This window comes from Bifidobacterium sp. ESL0732 (assembly GCF_029395535.1).
Taxonomy (GTDB): Bacteria; Actinomycetota; Actinomycetes; order Actinomycetales; family Bifidobacteriaceae; genus Bifidobacterium.
The window spans coordinates 1,096,273-1,118,461 of the sequence record NZ_CP113920.1; the positions used below are offsets into that span (position 1 = coordinate 1,096,273).

The following is a 22,189-nucleotide window of genomic DNA, read 5'->3' on the forward strand; positions in this document are numbered from 1 at the left end:
AGGTTCATGATGGAACTGAGTGAAGTGATTCGGGTTCGTCATGCCGTTCGGCGTTATACCGACAAGCCGATTCCGCAGGATATTGCCGTTGAGCTTCAAAACACCATCGACCAATATAACCGCGAAGGTAACTTGAGCATGCAGCTGAAGCTCAACGATCCTGCCGCATTCGAAGGTTTCCTCACCGACTACGGCATCTACAAAGGCGCCCGCAACCTCGTCGCCATCGTCTCGGATCGTACGTCGGACTGGGAGGAACGTTGCGGCTATTACGGCGCGCATGTGCTGTTGCGCGCCACACAGCTAGGACTGGATACCGGATGGGTGCGGCAGTTCGGCCGGCATCTGCGCAGGCACGTCGCATTGGAGCAAGGGGAGCGGCCCAGGTTTGCCATCGTCATGGGTTATGGAGTCAGCCACGGCCACCAGCACAAGTCCAAGCGCTACGACCAGGTCGCGCGCGTGCCCGATGGCATGGCGACGCCCACCTGGTTCCGCGCCGGCGTCGAGGCCGCGTTGCTAGCGCCCACCTCACTGAACCAGCAGAAATTCACGTTCGCCCTGCGATCCGAAGGTCGCACCGTGGAGACCAAAGAGGGATTCGGCCCCTGCACCCGTACCGACCTCGGCATCGCCAAATGCCATTTCGAAATCGGCGCCGGCCCCGATGCCGGTTTCGTGTGGGCATGATTCCTGATTGATGATATCGCTACTGATATTAATGTGATACCATCGTACATACAATAGACATGTAAGGAGCAATTATGAGTTTGTCTGCAAGTGCGCCGAAGTCCACCAGAGTCAACTTCAGAACCGATACCGAGACCAAGGAGAAAGCGAGTTCGGTCTTTGCCAAGCTGGGGCTGGACATGTCGACCGCGCTCAATATGTTTCTGCACCAGACGGTGGTCGACCAAGCGTTGCCTTTTCGTCCTGAATTATCGGGTTTTGAGGAAAGGGTGTTCAAAGCTGCCAGCGAGCCGACGCGCTCGTTCGACAGCGTGGACGACCTGATGGAGGAGATTCGTGGCACTTCAACGCATTGAGCGCTCGCCGACATTTCTGCGCCAGGCAAAGGCGCTTGGCAGAAAGCATTATGATCTCGACAAACTCGAGCGGGTGGTGCGTGTGCTGGTCAATGAGGACAAGGAGACCTTGCATCGTCGATACCATGACCATGCGCTGAAAGGGAATCTGAGCGTTTTCCGCGAGTTGCATATCGAGTCAGACTGGTTGTTGATTTATCGTGTCAAACATGAGACACTGACTCTGCTGCTGGTGGAGACGGGTAGTCACCGCCAATTGCTTGGGAAGTAATCGTTCTTGACAAGAAACGCAAGGGCACTTTATCCAGCCAATATCGTCCTCACGCTAGACTGAAACGTTATGTTCGAAGTGTATATTCATGTGCCGTTTTGCTATCGGCGGTGCGGGTACTGCGATTTCAACACGTATACGGCCGTCGACATGGGCTCTGGTGCGTCGCGTGGCAATTACGCGAACCTCGCTTGCGAGGAGATGCGGCTGGTACGGGCGTGGCAGGCGCGGCATAGCATCGACGAGCCGGCGGCTTCGACGGTGTTCTTCGGGGGAGGGACGCCGACGCTGCTGCCGGCGGAGGACCTTGGACAGATGCTGGGCGCGGTGCACGAAATCTGGGGTATTGAGGACGGTGCGGAAATCACCACCGAAGCCAATCCCGATACGGTGGATGAACGGTATTTGGAAACGTTGGCGGCAGCAGGGTTCACACGCATTTCGTTCGGTATGCAATCGGCCGTGCCGCATGTGTTGAAAACGCTCGACCGTACGCACACGCCGGCCAATGTCGTCGCCGGAGTCAAAGCGGCGAACAAGGTCGGCTTGCGTTCCAGCGTCGACCTTATCTATGGGGCACCCGGCGAGAGTATGGACGATTGGCGTGAGTCGGTCGAGACGGCCATTGAACTGGGAGTCAACCATATATCGGCGTACGCACTGACTGTCGAACCGACCACCAAGATGGGTCGGCAGATCAAGGCCGGGCAGATCGCCAAGCCGGATGATGACGACGAGGCAGCTAAATACGAGATCGCCGATGACCTATTCAAACAAGCCGGTCTGCAATGGTATGAGATCTCGAATTGGGCGCGACCGGGCTATGAGAGTCGACACAACTTGGGCTATTGGCGCAACGTAGACTGGGCGGGCATCGGGCCGGGTGCTCATTCGCACTACCGCACGTCGAGCGTCGGCGCATGGCAAGAACATGCCAGTAACGGCGCTCGCAATATTGACGCAGACGGATTCCGAAAAACCGAAGTTCTGCAAGACAATCATGACGAGCCGAATATAAAACAAATTCCGGTAGAGCCTGGGATGCCGATCGATATAGGGATTCAAAGTGGCGATGCCCAATTTGAGGTTGAGGATAATCGTCAATCGGACACCAACCAGTTCGGTATGCGGGCTTGGGATATCGCCCACCCACGCAAGTGGGCCGAAGCGATGCACGCCGGCAACGTGCCGTGGCAGGGAAGCGAAGCCATCACCCATGAGGAAAACCTTGAAGAAACGGTGATGCTAGGGTTGCGTCTGCATGAGGGCCTTGATATCCCGAGAATCGAACAGGCTTCCGGACTTGTCATTGACCGTCAAAAACTCAAATCAATCGAGCAATCGGGTTTGATAGAAATCCACGAAAACAACCGCATTATCCCAACGCTGAGAGGACGATTGCTCAACGATACCGTCATTGAGCAGGTGCTCGATACCTGCGGCTGGTACCCAGATAATTAGGCAGAAGATCTTATATCTATTGGTCATAGAAAACGGCAATGTCCACGATGTGGAAGATTTTTCCTGAAAATGGACATGGATACATTCCTGACATCCCATACCGCTAATCTATGAGAGCACTCGTAACGGAGTATTTGGTTATCGGAAGCTAGAGGTGATTGTGGTGACTCTTAAGACCCCACTCGATTTGACGATTCATCGCGCGCAAGGTATGTATGACCCTGCGGCAGAGCATGATGCGTGCGGTGTCGGCATGGTTACCACCTTGAACAAGCGCCCGGAACGCAAGATCGTCGACGACGCCATCGAAGTGCTCGTTAACCTGAACCACCGTGGGGCGGTAGGAGCCGAGGAAAACACCGGTGATGGTGCCGGCATCCTTATGGCCATGCCCGACGAGTTCATGCGTTCCGTTATCGAGGCTGATTTGCCGCAGGCCGGGCATTATGTCGTTGGTATCGCATTCCTTGACCGCGACTTGGCATCTGCAAGCGAGCAGAAGCGTCAGATCGCCGATATCGTAGCCGAAGAAGGCTTGGAAGTCCTTGCGTGGCGTACAGTGCCGACCAACCCGGACGGGCTGGGCTTGCAGGCGTTGGCTTCGATGCCGGCCTTCGAAATGTTGGTCATGTCCTCGCCACAACAGGCCGGGCAGGCATCGTTGGGCGGCTTGGAGCTTGACCGCAAGGCGTTCCGCGTCCGCAAACGCGTCGAGCACGAGGCCGGGGTCTATTTCGCCTCGCTTTCCGCGCGGACGATTACCTACAAGGGCATGCTTACCACGATGCAGCTCACCAACTTCTTCCCGGACCTCAACGATTCCAAGATGAAGACGACCATTGCCATCGTCCATTCGCGCTTCTCCACCAACACCTTCCCAAGCTGGCCGTTGGCCCAGCCGTTCCGCCTCATTGCGCACAACGGCGAGATCAATACCATCCAGGGCAACCGCAACTGGCTTTCCGCGCGTGAAGGCAAGCTCAGCAGCGAGTTGTTGGGGGAGTTCGAACCGTTGCTGCCGGTGGCCACGCCGGGTTATTCCGATTCCGGCACGTTCGATGAATGCCTTGAGCTGCTTCATCTCGCCGGGCGCAGTCTGCCGCACGCCGTGCTGATGATGTTGCCGCCGGCTTGGGAGAAGGACGATACGTTTGACGCCGACGTCCGTGCGTTCTACGAATATAACAATTCACTGATCGAGCCTTGGGACGGTCCAGCCGACATCATTTTCACCGACGGTACGTTGGTCGGAGCACAGCTCGACCGCAACGGCTTTCGTCCCGGACGTTGGCAGATCACCGACGACGGATACGTTGTGCTGGCCAGCGAAGCCGGTGTGTTGCCCGAAACCGAACAGGAACATATCGTCGCCAAGGGCAGGCTCGAACCTGGCAAGATGTTTCTCATTGATACCGCTGAAGGGCGCATTGTGCCTGACAAGGAGATCAAGCATCAGCTCGCTACGCAGCATCCATACCGTGAATGGATTGAAGGCAATGCTGTCAGACTGAGCGACCTTCCGGCACGCGAGCACGTCCGTCACTCCAACGTTTCTGTCGTCCGCCGCCAACGCGCGTTCGGCTATACGCAGGAGGATTTGAAGATTCTGCTGCGGCCGATGGCCAACACCGGCAAGGAGCCTATCGGTGCGATGGGCAATGACACCCCTCAGCCTGTTCTTTCCAACCATAGCCGCATGCTGTTCGACTACTTCACCCAGAAATTCGCACAGGTCACCAACCCGCCGCTGGACTGGGAACGTGAGGAAATCGTCACGTCGTTGGCCTCGGCCATCGGTCCAGAGCCCAATCTGCTGGAGGACTTGGCGCTTTCCGCCAAGAAGATCGTCATCCCGAACCCGGTCATCGATTCCGACGAGATGGCCCAGCTCAAGCGTCTTGACCGCGCCAAGGTGCTCGGCGGGTATTACAAGCCGTTCATTGTTCACGGTCTTTATCAGGTCGCCGGAGGCGGCAAAGCGCTTGAGGCCCGTCTTGAAGAGATTTTTGACGAAGTTGATCAGGCCATCGCCGAAGGCAAGAATTTCATCGTGCTTTCCGACCGCGATTCCAACCATACATGGGGTCCGATTCCTTCGTTGCTGCTTACCAGCGCGGTGCAGCATCACTTGTTGCGTATGCATACCCGTACGCAGGTCTCCATGGCCGTCGAGGCGGGCGACGTCCGTGAAATCCATCACGTCGCCTTGCTCATCGCCTATGGCGCCGCTTGTGTGAATCCTTACCTCGCCTTCGAATCCGTGGAGGATCTGGCGCGAGGTGGATTCCTTGACGTCGATGCCAAGACCGGTGTGGAGAACCTTCGCAAGGCTCTTTCCGTCGGCGTTCTGAAGATCATGAGCAAGATGGGCGTCTCCACTATCATGAGCTACCGCGGCGCTCAACTTTTCGAGGCTGTCGGCCTTAATCAGGAGGTCATCGACAAGTACTTCACCGGCACTACCTCACGTGTCGGCGGCATCGGCCTCGATGAAATCGCCGAGGAAGTCGCCACCCGACATCGCGTTGCCTATCCAAACCAATGGACGGCAACGCCGCACCGTAGGCTGCGCGTCGGCGGACAATACAAGTGGAGGAGAACCGGCGAAGATCATTTGAATGACCCAGAATCCGTTTTCTTGCTGCAACAGGCCACCCAACGCGGCGACTACGGCCTGTTCAAGAAATATTCCGAGCACGTCAACGACACGTCAAACAGATTGATGACGCTGCGTGGGCTGATGAAATTCACCGGCAATCGCAAGCCGATTCCGATTGAGGAAGTCGAGCCGGAAAGCGAGATTGTCAAGCGGTTCTCCACCGGTGCGATGAGCTATGGTTCTATCTCGCAGGAAGCACACGAAACGCTTGCTATCGCCATGAACTCTATCGGAGCCCGTTCCAATTCCGGCGAGGGCGGCGAATCCGACGACCGTATCGAAGACCCGCTGCGTTCCAGCCGCATCAAGCAGATCGCGTCCGCGCGGTTCGGCGTTACCAGCGATTATCTCGTCCACGCCACCGACCTGCAAATCAAGCTTGCCCAGGGTGCCAAGCCCGGTGAAGGTGGGCATCTGCCTGGCGCCAAAGTGCCGCCATGGATTGCCACCGTGCGTCACGCCACGCCTGGCGTCGAACTGATTTCACCGCCGCCTCACCACGACATCTACTCCATCGAGGATCTGAAGCAGCTGATCTACGATGCAAAGATGGCCAATCCCAAGGCCCGCATCCACGTCAAGCTCGTCTCCGAATTCGGCGTGGGCACCGTTGCGGCAGGCGTAGCCAAATGCCATGCCGACGTGGTGTTGATTTCTGGCTCTGATGGCGGCACGGGTGCGGCTCCGCTGAACGCCATCAAGCACGCCGGCACTCCTTGGGAGATTGGCCTTTCCGAGACCCAGCAGACACTGATTTTGAACGGTCTACGTTCGCGCATCGTTGTTCAGTGTGACGGCGAACTGAAGACCGGCCGTGACGTGGTCATCGCCGCCCTGCTCGGTGCCGAGGAATTCGGCTTTGCCACCACTGCGCTAATGGCCGAAGGTTGCGTCATGATGCGCGCCTGCAACCTGAACACCTGCCCGCAAGGCATCGCCACCCAGGACCCGGAGTTGCGCGCACGCTACACCGGCAAGCCCGAATACGTGGTCAACTTCTTCATGTTCATCGCTCGTGAGGTGCGAGAACTGCTGGCGCGACTCGGCTTCCATAGCCTCGAAGAGGCCGTCGGCCACGTTGAATGCCTCGATCAGGACGAAGCCGTGGAACGTTGGAAGTCCAATGGCGTTGATCTTTCGAACGTCCTTGCCCAGTCGGGCCCGACGCCCGGTACGATTCTTCATCAGACGATTAAGCAGAACCACGAGCTTGACAAGGCACTGGACAACAGACTCATCGAATTGGTCAAGCCTGCGCTCGACAACCGCGAGCCGGTGCGTCTCGACCTGCCGATCCGCAACGTCAACCGCACCGTCGGCACGATGGTCGGCTACGAAATCACCAAGCGTTACGGTGCCAAAGGCCTGCCTGATGACACCATCGATATGACCCTGCGCGGTTCCGGCGGTCAGTCCATTGGCGCGTTCATCCCGCGCGGCGAGACCTTGCGCATCTACGGCGAGGTCAACGATTATGCAGCCAAGGGCCTTTCCGGCGGACGCATCATCGTCCGTCCCGAAGACGGCGAATTGAGCTTCGATCCGCACACCAACGTCATCGCCGGCAATGTCACCGGTTTCGGCGCGACCTCAGGAGAGATGTACGTTGCCGGACGTGCCGGTGAACGATTCGCGGTTCGTAACGGCGGCGCGACATTCGTGGTGGAAGGCGTGGGTGACCACGGCTGTGAATATATGACCGGCGGCACCGTGGTGGTGCTCGGTCCCACCGGACGCAACTTCGGCGCCGGTTTCTCCGGAGGCCACGCCTACGTACTCGATCTGGATATGAACAAGGTCAATCCGGGAGCCGTCAAATCCGGTTCCCTGCTCTTCGAAGCCTTGAACGACGACGAAGCCCAGCGCGTCCATCAGATGGTCAAGAAACATGCGGAAGAAACGGGTTCGCTCTTCGCGCAGACCCTGCTCGACGATTGGGAACAGGCGCGTTCCCGCTTCACGCATGTCGTGCCTAAGCAGTTCGTCGCGATGAGCGCGGCCATGGACGAGGCCCGCGTTGACAACGTCGATTTCAACGCTCCCGGAGCCTGGGATAGCGTCTACGAGCATGTGATGGAGGGAGTGGACTGATGAGCGATCCCAAAGGATTTCTGAAAGTACAGACGCGCCACGAGGCGCAGGACCGTCCAGTGGCCGAGCGCATCCACGATTGGAAGGATGTGCACGCCCAGTCCGGTTTCCAGCCGTGGACCAAGGAGCAGGCCGCGCGTTGCATGGACTGTGGCACGCCATTCTGTATGACAGGTTGCCCGCTTGGCAACATCATTCCGGACTTCAACGATCTGGTGCGGCAAGGTCAGTGGGAAGAAGCCTATCAGCGGCTTTCCTCCACCAACAATTTCCCCGAAGTCACTGGACTGATCTGCCCGGCACCGTGTGAACAGGCGTGCGTATTGGGCATTCACCAGCCGCCGACGATGATCAAAGCCGACGAGCAGACCATCATCGACCAGGCGTGGAAACTTGACTACGTGAAGCCGATGCCGCCACAGCGTCTTTCCGACATGACTATCGCCATCGTCGGTTCCGGCCCCGCCGGTCTCGCCTGCGCCCAGCAGCTGACCCGTGCTGGCCACACCGTCGTCGTTTACGAACGTGACGACGAAATCGGCGGGCTGATGCGCTACGGCATCCCGTCCTTCAAACTCGACAAGCATCTGATTGACCGCCGCATCCAGCAGATGGAGGCCGAGGGCACAGTGTTCCGCACGAATATGGAAATCGGCAAGGATGTGAGTTGGGACGAGCTGCGTTCGCGCTATGACGCCGTGGTAGTAGCTATTGGTTCCGGCGTTCCGCGTGATGTCAGCGTACCCGGCCGTGAACTTGACGGCATCCACTTCGCCATGGACTTCCTGCCTGATGCCAACCGTCGTTGCGAAGGCAAGGAGCCAATCAACGATATCGACGCCAACGGCAAGAAAGTCGTCATTATCGGTGGCGGCGATACCGGTTCGGATTGCCTTGGCACCGCTATTCGTCAAGGCGCCACCAGCATCACCGTCCTGCAGATCAATCCCAAGGAACCCAAGGTCCGTCCGGACAATCAACCCTGGCCGACTTACGCGCGTCTCTACCAGCCCACCACCTCGATGGAGGAGGGCGGCACCTATGAATACAAGACCGATACCGTCAGTTTCACTGGCATCGAGGAAGTCGCAGAAACCGATCGTGTGACCCTGGATGGCAGCGGCTTGGCGAGCGGATTCGTAGCCGATGAATCCGGCCATGTCACAGGTGTCAAAGTCATCGATGTGAAAAGTACGGCGGACGGTAAACGCGAACATGTCCCCGGAACCGAACGGATTATCGACGCCGATCTGGTATTGATCTCCACTGGCTTCCTGCATCCTGACACCTCGACGCTGCTCAGCCAGCTGCCGGTCGAGCTCGACCGACGCGGTAATGTGGCTCGTAACAAGCAATTCGAGACCAGTCAGGATGGCGTCTTTGTGTGCGGTGACGCGGGAAGAGGCCAGAGTCTTGTGGTCTGGGCGATTGCCGAAGGCCGCAGTTGCGCATCTGCCGTCGACCGTTTCCTCAACGGCACCACCGAGCTTCCCGCCCCGATTGTCTCCACACAAAAGCCGATGGTGCTTCCAAGGCTCTGAGAAGTGGGCTCGAAAACTAAGAGGTAGGCCGCAAGAAATTCGTGTGCGTATCTCTTGGCAGGGTTGGGGCTAAAATTAGACCAGAACGAATTCACCGCTGAAAGGAATCGAGATGCCGAATCGCGCTGAACGCAGGGCACAGACCAAGCGCAACCGTCAAGGAGTGCCGCAACCGAATCAGCCGCAGAATCGTGGCCGTGGTGGTTTGATTGATGAATATTCGTTGCAGGAACGCAGCCGTCGCCTTGAGGAGAACGGTGGCACCGAATGGAAGCCCAAGGCCGAGAAGCTGGCGGCACCGGCAGAGAATCTTGATCCCAACTACAGCGATCCGAAGGTCATGAAGGCGCCGCACTCGTTGCATCAGTGGTTCAGAATCGCCAGCTGGACCTTGATTATTCTTTCGGGCATCGCCTTTGCGATTCTGATGTGGGTTCCTAAGCATCCAATGTGGCTGATTTTGACCGTTTCCATCATTTTTGTGGTCGGTGTGCTGAGCCTGTTCTTCACGGCTGGGAATTATCATCACAATCCGAACCTTGATTCCAATGGCACCGCGATTTAAAGGGCGTTGTTCGGTTTGTAAGCCGTTGTTCAAAGTGATAGGTGCATAAGGTTGATTGACGCATATGAGGATTGATCTGCTGACCCGTGAGTATCCGCCGCATATCTACGGCGGTGCAGGCGTGCATGTCGAACAACTGTCGAAAGTGCTCGCCGAGCGTGCCGAGGTTACGGTGCGGGCTTTCGATGGGCCCAGAAAGCCTGATGAGGTTCCACTGGTGCCAGATGGCAGTTTGCACGTGGTCGGCTATGATGTGCCGGCTGAATTATCACAAGATAATATGGCTTTGCAGACCTTCGGGGTGGATTTGCAAATGGCCAATGATGTCGATGGTGACATCACGCATGCCCATACATGGTATGCCTGTCTGGCTGGTCGGTTGGCCCAGCAGATGCACGATATCCCGCTTGTCGTCACCGCGCACAGCCTCGAACCGTTCCGTCCGTGGAAACGTGACCAGCTTGGCGGCGGTTATAATCTAAGTTCTTGGGCCGAACGTGACGCCTTCACCCATGCCGACCGTGTCATCGCGGTCTCAGAAGGCATGAAACAGGACATTCATACGGCCTATCCTTCGATTGATACCGCGAAAATTGCCGTGGTTCATAATGGCATCACTGTGTCCGACTTTGCCACCCCAAGCCCAGATGACCCGGGTTGGAAGGTGTTTGAGCGTTACCATATCGACAGAAACAAGCCCACCTTGCTCTTTGTCGGTCGTGTCACGCGGCAGAAAGGCCTGCCGTATCTGTTGCGGGCCCTTCCTCTGATTGACAAGGACATTCAGGTCGTGCTCTGCGCCGGGGCCCCGGATACCGAGGAACTAGGCAATGAAGTTCGCTCCTCTTTCGCCCAGCTCAAGGCCGAACGCGGCAACGTTATCTGGATTGAGGCGATGCTGCCACGTTCCGAGTTGAACGCCCTCGAACATGGTTGCAACGCCTTCATTTGTCCGAGTATCTACGAGCCGCTTGGCATCGTTAACCTTGAGGCGATGGCCTGCGGTCTGCCGGTGGTCGCCAGTGCCACAGGCGGAATTCCCGAGGTTGTGGTCGACGGGGTGACCGGTTATCTCGTTCCGATAGAACAGAAACGTGACGGCAGCGGAACACCCATACATCCTGAGGATTTCGTGCACGATATGGCTGCGGCCATCAACCGGCTTATGGAAAATCCGCAACGAGCCAAGGAGATGGGCGAAGCCGGCTTCAGACGTGCCCGCGACCAATTCAGTTGGGAACGCATCGCCGACGAAACCATGGATGTCTATCGTCAGGTTCTGCGTTGACAAGTCGGCTTTGGTCATATGACATGAAAATGTTAAGTTTGATATGGCAGAATGCAGAAGTGCTTGAATTATTATATTCTGCAAGTAATCGTTGAACACGCAGAGACAAACCAAGAAAGGTGCGACATGTTTCAGTATGTGCTGTACGTATTGATTGCCGTCATTTTCATTGTGGCGACGGCTCTCTGCCTTTCCGCGGTCTTCGGTAAAAAACGAACCCTGCACACTCTCAAAATCGTCGTGGGTTGCTGCCTATATTTCTTTTCCGTGATTCTTTTGGTGGCTAGTTTCCTCACCTGACCGGCGGCGTGGCTTCGTCACATTATGGAACGACGGCATTTTCCTCGGCTGTTCCGGATTAGGCTATGAGAACAAACAGAATCGCGCAATAGAGCGCATGGCCATGATGAAGGGACAAGAATAAGAATGGGCGAAGCTGTTTCGGCGCTGAAACTGACCAATGTGGAATTTCGTAGGAACCGTCGCGTCATTTTGACCGACGTGAACCTTGACCTCAAAAGTGGAGAGAAGTGGGTGCTTTTTGGCCCCAACGGCATCGGCAAATCCAGCCTCGTGGCGATGATGGCGACCCGTGGGTTCCCCTCAGTGGGAACCGTCGATATCCTTGGCAACCGCCTCGGCAAAGTCAACGTCTTTTCCTACCGCAATCGTATTGGCCTTAGTTCCGCGGAATTGTCACGTTCGTTCCCCAACGAGGAAGACCCGCTCGACGTCATTTTGACAGCGTTGACCTCGACCACCGGCCGCTGGCGTGAACACTTCACCCAGGCCGATTACGACAAAGCTCGTGGGTACATGACCATGTTCGGCATCGAATATCTCGAAGGCAAGCAGATGTTCAAGCTTTCGGAAGGTGAGCGCACCCGCGTCTTGATTTGTCGGGCCCTGATGGGTGACCCCGATCTGCTGATTCTTGACGAGCCGACGACCGGTCTCGATCTGGGTGGCCGCGAGCTGGCTTTGCGAGCGCTGAGCGATATTGGTCGGCACGACACAGACCGCACGGTGCTGCTGGTGACGCACCGGCTCGAGGAGATTCCGCAAGGTTTTGATCACGTTGCCATCATGGGTCGCATGGCCGGCAACGAGACCGACGCCCACGCGGACAATGTCGCTGGTGCCGATCCGCAACCGGGAACCATTATCTATACCGGTGACCTCGAGCACGGCTTTACCGCCGAGCGTCTCAGCCATATCTTCGGCCTGCCGCTCAAAGTGACCCACGACCAGGGTCGCTGGTCGGCCTACGCCATCGATGATAACTGAGTTTAATAACATTTATTACCGAAGAATGAAGAAAGGGTAGTGATGAAAGCACTCCTGTATAATATTCGTCCTGAAGGGCAGGATTATGCCGACGAATGGATGAGAAACCATCCGGAGGACGAGCTGGTGACGACGCCGGATGACCTGACGCTCGAGACGGTCGACATGGCCAAAGGCCATGGCTATGATGCCGTCAGCCTGCAACAGGTTCCCGATGTCGCCGACGAGGAAATCTATAAGAGGCTGGTCGACTACGACATTCATCACATTGCGCTGCGTACGGTCGGTTTTGATATTCTCAATCTTGATTATGTGAGGAAATACCATATTCTGGTCACCCATACTCCGGCCTATTCGCCGCGTGCGGTCGCCGAAAACACACTCGCTTCGGTCATGTATCTGCTTCGTCATTACGGCCAGATTCTGGGCAATGAGCGCAAGGGCGATTTCGTTCGCGTTTCAGAGGAAATGAGCGACGAAATCTACCACAAGACCGTTGGCATCATCGGTGTCGGCCGCATCGGTTCCGCCGTGGCCGAGCTTTTCCACGCCTTGGGCGCCACAGTCATCGGCAACGATCTGATTACCAACGCCGCCAACGAAGCGTTCCTTGAATACACCGATTTCGACACCGTGGTGCGCGAGGCCGATATCCTGACGCTGCACACCCCGCTTGAGCCCTACATGGTTGGCATGATCGGTGCCGAGCAGTTCAAAATGATGAAGGATACGGCGTTCATCGTCAACCAGGCGCGCGGCCCGCTTATCGACACGCAGGCTCTAATTGCGGCGCTCAAGAACCACGAGATTGCCGGTGCCGCCATTGACGTGTTCGCCGAGGAAACAGAGCTCTTCATGAAGCGATTCGACAACGAGTCTCAGCTGCCGCAGTTCTACCGCGAGCTTTCGGCGATGGACAACGTCATCATCACCCCGCATTCCGCCTTCTACACTCAGACTTCCGTGCGCAACATGGTCATGCACAGCATGACCGATGTCAAGCGCGTCACCGAAGGCAAGGAACCGGTCTACAAGGTGGACTGCTGAATCGGCTTTTAACAGCCAAAAAAGGAATTCAAGCATAAAATCAGGCGATTTTTGTGCTTGAATTCCTTTTTGTTTTGCATTGAGCCATCGAGGCGACGTGAGAATATAAGGTTTGATGACATTGGTCTGAAGTTTGTCAGGCCGATTTGAGACTTCGAGGGATGACAAGGAGCGGGTATGCCGAGACGCGGGGCGTTACAAGCGGGGGAGAAGGTCCAGTTTACGGACCGCAAGGGCAAGAAGATCACTGACCAGCTTGTTGTCGGTGGTTCCACCCAGACCGACCACGGCATCATCCTGCACGACGATGTCATCGGCTCGAGTGAAGGCATCGTCGTCACTACCGTCACCTCGAAGCGCGAGGCGCAGATAAGCGGCGGCACGCCTGGCCATGACAAGCCCAAGCCATGGAAGGCGGCACGTGCTATCGGCGGTTGGGATTACGCGGTCATGCGGCCGAGGCTCGCGGATTATGTGCTTTCCATGCCGCGCGGAGCGCAGATCATGTATCCGAAAGACATCGCCCAGGTCATTCAGCTTGGCGATATACGCGCTGGAATGAACGTTTTGGAATCCGGTGCCGGCAGTGGCGCGATGAGCCTCAATCTGCTTGATGCCGTGGGGGAGCAAGGCCACTTGACCACCATCGAGATGCGTCCCGAATTCGCCAAAATAGCCGAGGCCAATGCGACGCTATATTATGGCAAACGCCCGGAATGGTGGGATTTGCTGACTGGTGATTTCGATACGGTTGCTGCAAAACTTGCGAACGGCATTGAATCTGCTGATAGACCTGCTGCTGGTAAAGTAGTCGATGATTATCCGATAACACAGTCGGATATGGTAGGCGATAAAGATTCGTTAACTGAATCGACTAATGATGTGGCAGCTAGCCTGACTCAATTTTCTTCTCAACCATTCGATCGTATAGTCCTCGACATGCTCGACCCGTGGAATCGGCTTGAACAAGCCTATTGTGTCATCGCCCCCGGCGGAGTGCTCATCGTCTACATCACCACAACCACGCAGATGTCCCGTTTCTGTGAGGCCTTGCGCGATGCCGGTTGCTGGATGGAACCGGAGGTGCAAGAGACGTTCGAACGTACCTGGAAGGCACAAGGTCTCGCCGTCCGTCCGGACCATCAGATGATCGGTCATACCGGTTTCCTCATCGTCACCCGAGCCATGGCTCCTGGTTTTGGAGCCCTGCACAAACGTGACCGTGCCACCAAAGACACCGTCACCGATATTGATTCCCTGACCGATGAAGACCGCGAATCCCGTCTTGCCGACCTCGAACTGCGCGACATCAGCGACCGCAAGCTTCGCAAGGTTCTGCGCGATCTCGGCGACCAGTTGCGCGAAATATGATGAATCGTTGAATGGAAGCCGGCCATAATGGGTTGTGAAGGTGGGTGTGTCGTGCGGCTGGCATATGGCTGTTGGCATGTCGGAGAACGATTTCAGAGGTTCGTTGTTCTATGACAGGTTGAGAGGCGTATTGTAGGAACCGGAATTGTCGTATAAATAATATTGATAACGACACCTTAAATGGCTTGATGCCCTTTGAACGGGATTATTTGGTAAGATTTCGTTAGTCGTTTGTCAATCTCTGGAGGAATTATGTCTGCTCTCACATCGGTTTCCGGTTTCCCTCGCATCGGGCGTGACCGCGAATTAAAGAAGGTTATCGAAGGCTACTGGAAAGGCAAGTCCAGCCTTGACGACGTACGCGCTACGGGCAAGCAGTTGCGTGCCGACCATTGGAAGCTGCAGGCCGACGCGGGCGTCAATCTCATCCCCAGCAATGATTTCAGCTATTACGACCAGATGCTCGACACTGCTATCCTGCTGAATGTCATTCCGGAACGTTACCGCCGTCTTTCCTTTAAGAACGCCGAGGATACGCTGTTCGCCATGGGCCGCGGCTATCAGGGGCCGGAAGGCGACGTTACCGCATTACCGATGAAGAAGTGGTTTACCACTAACTATCACTATCTGGTTCCCGAAATCGATGCTTCCACTGAAATCAAGCTCAATTCCACCAAACCGTTCGACGAATTCAACGAAGCCAAGGCACAGGGCATCGTTACTAAGCCGGTACTGATTGGTCCTTACACTTTCCTCAAGCTGGCCCGCAACCCGCAGGCCGAAGAACTGGAACTTGATCGTGGCCTGGTTGATGCGGTCTCCGGAGTCTACGCACAAGTCATCAGCAAGTTCGCCGAACTCGGTGCGCAATGGGTGCAGCTCGATGAACCTTACTTGGTGCTTGACAAGGAAGACGGCGACACCGAACTCTTCAAGGCGCTCTATTCCGCCATCTTGCCGGCACGTTCCGGTGCCGACGGCAAGAACGTCAAGGTGTTGCTCAACACTTACTTCGGCAACATCGCCGACATCTACGAGACGGTGAACCTCTTCGAGTTCGACGGCGTCGGCCTCGACCTCATTGAAGGGCGTGACGAGAATCTTGCTGCCATCGAAAAGTATGATGTCGCCAAGAACACCACGATTTTCGCAGGCGTGATCAACGGCCGCAACATCTGGCGCAACAACTACGCGCAAAGCCTCGGGCTGCTCGATGCGTTGAAGACCAAGACCAACAACGTCGCGGTTTCCACAGCATCCTCCCTGCTCCATGTGCCGTTCAGCACGGAAGACGAGACTGGGCTGAAGCCGGAAGTACTGAAGCACTTCGCCTTCGCAGTCCAGAAGCTCGGTGAGCTCGTTGATGTCGCCGAGCTGACCGATGCCGATGACACGTTGCGTAAGGAATCGCAGACGCTGGCCGCCAATCAGGAGCTCTTCGACGGCAGCCGCGTGGCTCCTGATCAGGCCGTGGCGCAGCGTCTCGCTTCGCTCACCGACAAGGACTTCGTGCGTCAGCCGGCCCGTGCCGAGCGCAGGAAAGTGCAGCACGAGGAACTGAACCTACCGGAACTGCCGACCACCACCATCGGTTCCTTCCCGCAAACCCGCGAAGTGCGTTCCACCCGTGCCAAGTTCCGCAAGGGGGAAATCGACCAGAAGACCTATGACGATTTCATTGCGGGACAGATTGATCAGGTCATCGCCCATCAGGAGCAGATCGGCCTCGATGTGCTGGTTCACGGCGAATTCGAGCGCAATGATATGGTCGAATACTTTGGCCAGCATTTGAACGGTTATCTCTTCACCAAGAACGCGTGGGTGCAGTCCTACGGCACCCGCTGTGTCAAGCCTCCGATCGTCTGGGGCGACGTCTCGCGTGCCGAGCCGATCACGGTACGTTGGAGCAAGTATGCGCAAAGCCGCACCAAGCACGTCGTCAAGGGCATGCTCACCGGTCCGGTCACGATTTTGAACTGGTCCTGGCCGCGCGAGGACATCAGCAACGAGCTGCAGACCCAGCAGCTGGCGCTGGCTATCCGCGACGAGGTGCTCGATCTCGAGGCCGCCGGCATCAAGGTCATCCAAATCGACGAAGCCGCGCTGCGCGAGAAGCTGCCGCTGCGCCGCTCCGACTGGCACAAGAAGTACCTTGACTGGGCAATTCCGGCCTTCCGCCTGGTGCATTCGGCCGTCAAACCGACTACGCAGATTCACACTCATATGTGCTACTCCGAATTCAACGACATCATCAAGGACATCGACAACATGGATGCCGACGTGATTTCCTTCGAAGCCTCGCGTGGCGACTTGGTCGTGCTCGACGCGATTCATGACGCGCACTTCGAGACCGAGGTTGGCCCTGGTGTTTACGACATCCATTCGCCTCGTATCCCGTCCACCAAGGAATTGGTCGATCGCATCCATGCCATCCTGCAGAAGGCCGATCCCAGCCGTGTATGGATCAATCCCGACTGCGGCCTCAAGACCCGCGGCAACGAGGAGACCTGGCCGAGCCTTGAGCATATGGTCGAAGCCGCCAAGACCGTTCGCGCCGAACTTGCGAACGATTCGCAGGCCTCGCGTAACTAAGTAATCGAACTACTACCAACGTGTGGCCGGCATCGAGCAAAAGCAAACGATGCCGGTCACACGATTTGTCACAGGAGACAGCCATGCATTCGCCGATTTTCTCGCTCGAAGTGTTCCCGCCCAAGCCGCACGCGCCGGTGGGTGCCATCTATGATGCGCTTGACGGGCTTCAGGGTTTAAACCCCGACTTCATCTCTGTAACCTATCGTCACGGAACCCATGCAGATCGCATCAAAACCGCGAGGATCGCCCATGCCATCAATTATGACTATCACATCCCGGTCGTGGCCCATTTGACCGCTCTGTATAGCAGCAAGGCAACGGTGGATGAAGCTCTGGGGCTCTTCCGCAAGGCCGGCGTCTTTGGAGTGTTGGCGCTCAGGGGCGATTACGTCGAAGGCAACGAACCGTGCGGGGATTTCGAACATGCTAGTGACTTGGCCGCCTATATTCGCGAGCACGACCCTGATATGCAGATTATGGGCGCCTGCTACCCGGAATGTCATCTCGAATCCCCTTGTTTGGAAGACGACGTTGACAATCTCAAAAAAAAGGTGGATGCCGGTGTCAACCATCTGATCACCCAATTGTTCTATGACAACGATGATTTCTATCATTTCCTTGATCTCGCGCGTTCCAAGGGTGTCGACGTGCCGATTGAGGCCGGCATCATGCCGTTGCGCAGTGTTGCATCGATCAACAACATGACCAAGCGCAATGGTTCCAAGATTCCGCCTGCCGTGCAACGCATCGTCGACAAGTGGGGCGACGATTTGCCCAGCCTGCAGCAGGCCGGCATCAACTACGCTTCCGAACAGATTTCTGACCTGGTGGCGCATGGCGTCGACGGCATCCATCTTTACACGATGAACCGTGCTGCGCTGGCCCGCCGAATCTGGGCCAATGTCGAACCGCTGTTCCAAGTCGTTCAATAAGGGTGAAATAAGACAGTTTTCAGCAAACGACAGTTTCCGCGAACATTGATTCGGTTATATCTGAGAAGCCTGATTTTGTATGTAATCAGCTAATGCCAAATCTGAAGTATCAGGTCTAAAAAGCTTAAAACTAAAGCTGGAAGAATCAGTGCGTATGCTTGCGCTTTTTGCCGTTTTTCTTTCTCGGTTTATGGTATTGGGCAGGTCTGGGCTGCTGCTTCTCTTCTTGTTTTGGTCGTAACATCGGGAATCTTGCCAAAAGCCACCGGTGAAGCGGAGGTATCTTGGCAATTGCGAAACCGGCAATGGTTGCGAGGATGAGCGACCAAGAGGCGATATTGAGCTTGAAGTACATCAACAGGAAAAAGACAAGAAGCACGAACACGCCCGACCATTGTTGCCAACGATTCTGGTTTTCATCCATTTTATTGCTGAACGCAGGTATGGCTCCGAAAATGATTCCGATTGCGAACCCTATGACGCCTATGATGACCGCAACAACAATGTCGATATTTCCCATTGTGTCTCCCGTATAAATTTCTGTTATATAAAAGAATAACCGATAATCTGCCAACTGTTGCTTTTGCGTTTGTAGATGGTTCAGAAATCGAAGGTAAGACTGAGGATTGGCACATTCTATGCGATGTGGCAATGGATACGCATATTGTGGCTGGACGTGCAACTTGATTAAGGTTTCTGTGTTTTCCAAGCGTGAAGTTGTTGTAAATTGGAACCATGGAACATTCGATGGACGTCAATATCAGCAATCGCGAGCTCATCCATGCCGGATTGCAGAATTTGAGCGGCAGCCGTGATCTTTTTGGATGTCTGGCTGATGCCGGGTTCGGCGAGATCGATCTCAAGAACGTGCTCGCCGCTCTTCAGCGTGCGTGCGACCCGGATATCGCACTGAAACATTTTGTCGAGATTTTCGTTTCACGGCAAAACGGAACGCACGATGCCGTTTCCGGCAATCAAAATGGTTCGTTGTACAACGTTCAGGTCTCATTGGGAGCGTGTGATCAACCTGAAACCAGCACAGGACTTGGTGCGTCGGGTTTTCGCAAGAGCGGCCTCGATGAGCTCGTCCACGATTCGACAGCGCTTTCACGGCTAATTGGAGTGTTGGGGGCTTCCAACGCTTTGGGTGCGCTGATGCGGGCACATCCGAATCTTGTGTCTGCCGCAGCCTGTGACCCTTGTGGCAGCCTTGCCTTTACGCGTGACGAACGCATTTCTCACATGGCCGAGGCCGTCAGGACGGGTGCTTCACGGCAAGGGGATGTGCCAAACGGCAACATGACTGCTGCCGTGGAAGCTTTGCGCACGAATTATTACCTTCAGCTTGCCGCCATCATGGCAGAGGATACATCGGCGGACGACCCGGTCGCCATACAGCCACAAATCAGCGCAAGACTTTCTGACCTTGCTGATGCCGCAATTTCTGCAGCGCTCGATATCGCCAGAACACAGGTTGAAGGCAGTGAGCGTTGCGGTTTCACGGTTATTGGCATGGGCAAGCTCGGCGCTCAGGAGCTTAACTATGTTTCTGATTGCGATCTGGTGTATGTCGTCGAACCACTTGTCGCAGAAGGCAACGTCGAGAAAATCGACGGTGTAGCCCTGACGCGAATCGGTACGAAGATTGGCATGATTTTGCAAAAAATCTGCCAGTCGGTGATGCCTGGTGTGGACATGCCGCCGCTCTGGCAGATTGACACGGCCTTGCGCCCTGAGGGCAAGGACGGACCACTCGTGCGCACGGTCGATTCCTGTCGTGTCTATTACGAGAAGTGGGCGAGCAACTGGGAATTTCAGGCGTTGCTGAAAGCGCGGGTGGTAGCTGGCGATGAGGAACTAGGCAAAGCTTATCTTGATTTGACCCGACCATTGGTCTGGTCGGCTTCAAAACACGATAACTTCGTTTATGACTGCCAGAAAATGCGCAAGCGTGTTGAAGACAATATCGCTCCGGATCTGCGTGACCGCGAGATTAAGCTCGGCAAAGGCGGACTGCGCGATGTTGAATTTACGGTGCAGATGCTGCAGCTGGTCCACGATCGTTCCGACGAATCGCTGCGAGGCCGTTCCACGTTGGGTGCCTTGCAGGCACTTTCGGCCGGAGGGTATGTGGCACGTCCGCAAGCTGCAAAGCTTGATGAGGATTATCGCTTTGAAAGAGTTCTTGAGCATCGTGCGCAGATGTGGGAGCTTAAGCGCACACATCTTTTTCCTGATCTGGGCAAGGCCAACGAAGGCGGAATCGATATCGTGCGCAACGCCGACCCACGGGCGATAGACGACAATACGGAATTACGTCGCATGGCTCGAGCGTTTGATTTGCTGCCCGATCAGTTGATAGATAAGTATGACAAGGTACGCCGCGAGGTACGTCGTCTCCATGCCGATATCTATTATCGTCCGATGCTTCCGATCAACGCTCAGCTTGACGACGATCAGGTCACGCTGAGCGACGAGGCGACCCGTGAACGCTTTGAATCCATTGGTTTCGCCGATCCTGACGCGGCGATGCGCCACGTCCGGGCACTGACGGAAGGCGTTTCCCGAGCAGCCAAGATCAACCGCATCCTGCTTCCTTCGATTCTGCAATGGCTGGCACAGGGGCAGAATCCCGATATGGGCTTGCTACAATGGCGCAAACTTGAGGAACGCTTCGGTGGTGGCAGCCAATATCTCGGTTTCCTGCGCGATTCGCCGCAGGCACTGATCAGGCTGTGCCATATCCTCTCCAATTCGAGGCTTCTGGGCGATTCGCTCAACCAGTCCATCGAGTCGGTGACGTGGCTCGGCGACGATGAGATGCTGATGCCGCGAACCCGTGAAAGCCTTGATGTACGGGCCCAAGCGGCGGTTTCGCGTTATGCCGACAATATGAACGATTTCGCCACTTCCATTAGAGCAATGCGACGCCATGAAATCGAACGCATCGGGCTCGGATGGACGTCACACGTATTTGACGACGGTGCAGGATTGACCGGCATGACCGATGTCTACGACTCCGCCATCGAAGCGGCTTTGCAATGGTCAATCGATCATCAGTGTGCCGAGATGAAGTTGGATACTCCTCCCGTGGCCATCAGTGTCATCGCCATGGGCCGATATGGTGGGCGGGAAGTCAATTTCTGCTCCGATGCCGATATCATCATGATGTATCGTCCTATCCAAACCACAGGTAACCAAGATGGTGACGATTCAGCGAAAGCGGCTGCTGATTTCGCGCGTAACGTGGTCAACGATCTGCGCAACATCCTGCAAGGCCCGGCCAGTCTTGAACCTAAAATCGATCTCGATTTTGGTCTTCGGCCTGAAGGCAAGAATGGCCCGTTGATCCGTTCCTATGAATCTTGTCGCGACTATTACACCAAGTGGTACAGCACTTGGGAACGCCAGGCGTTGCTGAGGGCCCGATATGCTGCTGGTGATGCCCAATTGGCCAAGGATTTCCTAACCCAGCTTGCGAACCCGCTACGCTATATGAACCGGTCGTTGACTGATGAGGAAATCGGAGAAATTCGCAAGCTCAAAGCACGGATGGAGGCAGAACGCTTGCCGCACGGTGTGAAACGAAACCAGCACTTGAAACTCGGTGCCGGCGGGCTTTCCGACGTCGAATGGACGGTGCAGCTGTTACAACTCGAACATGCCGGGGAGCACGAAAGTCTTCGTGTCAACTCGACACTGGCGGCGCTGGATGAGCTCGAACGTCTGGAATATATCAAGGCCGACGATGCCGAGGCGTTGCGTAAGGCGTGGAAAATGCTGACTGCCGCACGCAACGGCAATTATTTATGGGGTGCAAGGCTCTCACAGGCCGATGTATTGCCATCTGATTTCTATGGGCTTGGGGGAGTAGCTACGTTCCTGGGCTACGATGCGAACCGAGGCCAATATTTCGAGAACGATGTCGCCTCTGTGATGCGCCGTTGCAGGGAGGTCACCGAGCGTCTTTTCTATGGCCGTTAGGTTCTCGACTTTGGCTGTGCTGGCAGGCCTCACGACATTCTTTTTCGGAAT

15 protein-coding genes are annotated in these 22,189 nt (G+C 55.9%); 14 read left to right on the plus strand and 1 reads right to left on the minus strand.

The genetic code is table 11. The annotated features are described in order from the left end of the window. The first annotated feature begins 6 nt into the window (after positions 1-6). From OZX70_RS04200 to metF, 13 genes are all read left to right on the plus strand, one after another. The gene (locus OZX70_RS04200) at positions 7-690 is read left to right on the plus strand and encodes a nitroreductase family protein (RefSeq protein ID WP_277181978.1); all 684 of its coding nucleotides are present in this window, start codon (positions 7-9) and stop codon (positions 688-690) included. A gap of 74 nt (positions 691-764) precedes the next feature. Next, complete coding sequence (locus OZX70_RS04205; RefSeq protein ID WP_277159529.1) at positions 765-1,046, plus strand: type II toxin-antitoxin system RelB/DinJ family antitoxin; 282 nt, start codon at positions 765-767, stop codon at positions 1,044-1,046. After that, positions 1,027-1,317 (plus strand): type II toxin-antitoxin system YafQ family toxin, encoded by a 291-nt coding sequence (locus OZX70_RS04210; protein WP_277181980.1) that lies wholly within the window; start codon positions 1,027-1,029, stop codon positions 1,315-1,317. Before OZX70_RS04205 ends, OZX70_RS04210 begins: the two co-directional genes overlap by 20 nt. A 69-nt stretch (positions 1,318-1,386) precedes the next feature. After that, positions 1,387-2,778 (plus strand): radical SAM family heme chaperone HemW, encoded by a 1,392-nt coding sequence (gene hemW / locus OZX70_RS04215; RefSeq protein ID WP_277181981.1) that lies wholly within the window; start codon positions 1,387-1,389, stop codon positions 2,776-2,778. Positions 2,779-2,941: 163 nt separating this feature from the next. After that, on the plus strand, positions 2,942-7,528 hold the full coding sequence (gltB, locus tag OZX70_RS04220) for a glutamate synthase large subunit (protein ID WP_277181982.1): 4,587 nt from the start codon (positions 2,942-2,944) through the stop codon (positions 7,526-7,528). Further along, a complete protein-coding gene (locus OZX70_RS04225) occupies positions 7,528-9,069 on the plus strand; it encodes a glutamate synthase subunit beta (protein ID WP_277181983.1) in 1,542 nt (513 codons plus the stop codon). Before gltB ends, OZX70_RS04225 begins: the two co-directional genes overlap by 1 nt. A gap of 112 nt (positions 9,070-9,181) precedes the next feature. Then, positions 9,182-9,634, plus strand: coding sequence for a Yip1 family protein (locus OZX70_RS04230; RefSeq protein ID WP_277181984.1), 453 nt, complete (start codon positions 9,182-9,184; stop codon positions 9,632-9,634). A gap of 64 nt (positions 9,635-9,698) precedes the next feature. Then, positions 9,699-10,922 carry a glycogen synthase gene (gene glgA / locus OZX70_RS04235; RefSeq protein ID WP_277181985.1) on the plus strand — a complete coding sequence of 408 codons (1,224 nt, stop codon included), beginning with the start codon at positions 9,699-9,701 and terminating at the stop codon, positions 10,920-10,922. Positions 10,923-11,348: 426 nt separating this feature from the next. Beyond that, positions 11,349-12,209 carry an ATP-binding cassette domain-containing protein gene (locus OZX70_RS04240; RefSeq protein ID WP_277181987.1) on the plus strand — a complete coding sequence of 287 codons (861 nt, stop codon included), beginning with the start codon at positions 11,349-11,351 and terminating at the stop codon, positions 12,207-12,209. Between the two features lie 42 nt (positions 12,210-12,251). Then, a complete protein-coding gene (locus OZX70_RS04245; protein WP_277182100.1) occupies positions 12,252-13,256 on the plus strand; it encodes an NAD(P)-dependent oxidoreductase in 1,005 nt (334 codons plus the stop codon). Between the two features lie 177 nt (positions 13,257-13,433). Next, on the plus strand, positions 13,434-14,627 hold the full coding sequence (locus OZX70_RS04250) for a tRNA (adenine-N1)-methyltransferase (RefSeq protein WP_277181988.1): 1,194 nt from the start codon (positions 13,434-13,436) through the stop codon (positions 14,625-14,627). A 252-nt stretch (positions 14,628-14,879) separates the two neighbouring features. Next, positions 14,880-17,219, plus strand: a complete 2,340-nt coding sequence (gene metE, locus OZX70_RS04255; protein ID WP_277181989.1) for a 5-methyltetrahydropteroyltriglutamate--homocysteine S-methyltransferase — start codon at positions 14,880-14,882, stop codon at positions 17,217-17,219. A gap of 83 nt (positions 17,220-17,302) precedes the next feature. After that, entirely contained in the window at positions 17,303-18,154 is an 852-nt protein-coding gene (gene metF, locus OZX70_RS04260; RefSeq protein ID WP_277181990.1) for a methylenetetrahydrofolate reductase [NAD(P)H], read from the plus strand. A 145-nt stretch (positions 18,155-18,299) separates the two neighbouring features. Here metF and OZX70_RS04265 read toward each other — a convergent pair whose 3' ends face one another. Continuing rightward, positions 18,300-18,674 carry a hypothetical protein gene (locus tag OZX70_RS04265; RefSeq protein WP_277181991.1) on the minus strand — a complete coding sequence of 125 codons (375 nt, stop codon included), beginning with the start codon at positions 18,672-18,674 and terminating at the stop codon, positions 18,300-18,302. A 227-nt stretch (positions 18,675-18,901) separates the two neighbouring features. On the opposite strand from OZX70_RS04265, the gene OZX70_RS04270 reads away from it, so the two are divergent. Continuing rightward, positions 18,902-22,138 carry a bifunctional [glutamine synthetase] adenylyltransferase/[glutamine synthetase]-adenylyl-L-tyrosine phosphorylase gene (locus OZX70_RS04270; RefSeq protein ID WP_277181992.1) on the plus strand — a complete coding sequence of 1,079 codons (3,237 nt, stop codon included), beginning with the start codon at positions 18,902-18,904 and terminating at the stop codon, positions 22,136-22,138. Positions 22,139-22,189: the final 51 nt, after the last annotated feature.

Coding starts and splice junctions, on each gene's coding strand:
- metF (WP_277181990.1), top strand. CDS start 17,303: ATGCATTCGCCGATTTTCTCGCTCGAAGTGTTCCCGCCCAAGCCGCAC.
- OZX70_RS04245 (WP_277182100.1), top strand. CDS start 12,252: ATGAAAGCACTCCTGTATAATATTCGTCCTGAAGGGCAGGATTATGCC.
- metE (WP_277181989.1), top strand. CDS start 14,880: ATGTCTGCTCTCACATCGGTTTCCGGTTTCCCTCGCATCGGGCGTGAC.
- OZX70_RS04225 (WP_277181983.1), top strand. CDS start 7,528: ATGAGCGATCCCAAAGGATTTCTGAAAGTACAGACGCGCCACGAGGCG.
- hemW (WP_277181981.1), top strand. CDS start 1,387: ATGTTCGAAGTGTATATTCATGTGCCGTTTTGCTATCGGCGGTGCGGG.
- OZX70_RS04265 (WP_277181991.1), bottom strand. CDS start 18,674: ATGGGAAATATCGACATTGTTGTTGCGGTCATCATAGGCGTCATAGGG.
- OZX70_RS04230 (WP_277181984.1), top strand. CDS start 9,182: ATGCCGAATCGCGCTGAACGCAGGGCACAGACCAAGCGCAACCGTCAA.
- OZX70_RS04205 (WP_277159529.1), top strand. CDS start 765: ATGAGTTTGTCTGCAAGTGCGCCGAAGTCCACCAGAGTCAACTTCAGA.
- glgA (WP_277181985.1), top strand. CDS start 9,699: ATGAGGATTGATCTGCTGACCCGTGAGTATCCGCCGCATATCTACGGC.
- OZX70_RS04200 (WP_277181978.1), top strand. CDS start 7: ATGATGGAACTGAGTGAAGTGATTCGGGTTCGTCATGCCGTTCGGCGT.
- OZX70_RS04270 (WP_277181992.1), top strand. CDS start 18,902: ATGGACGTCAATATCAGCAATCGCGAGCTCATCCATGCCGGATTGCAG.
- OZX70_RS04240 (WP_277181987.1), top strand. CDS start 11,349: ATGGGCGAAGCTGTTTCGGCGCTGAAACTGACCAATGTGGAATTTCGT.
- OZX70_RS04250 (WP_277181988.1), top strand. CDS start 13,434: ATGCCGAGACGCGGGGCGTTACAAGCGGGGGAGAAGGTCCAGTTTACG.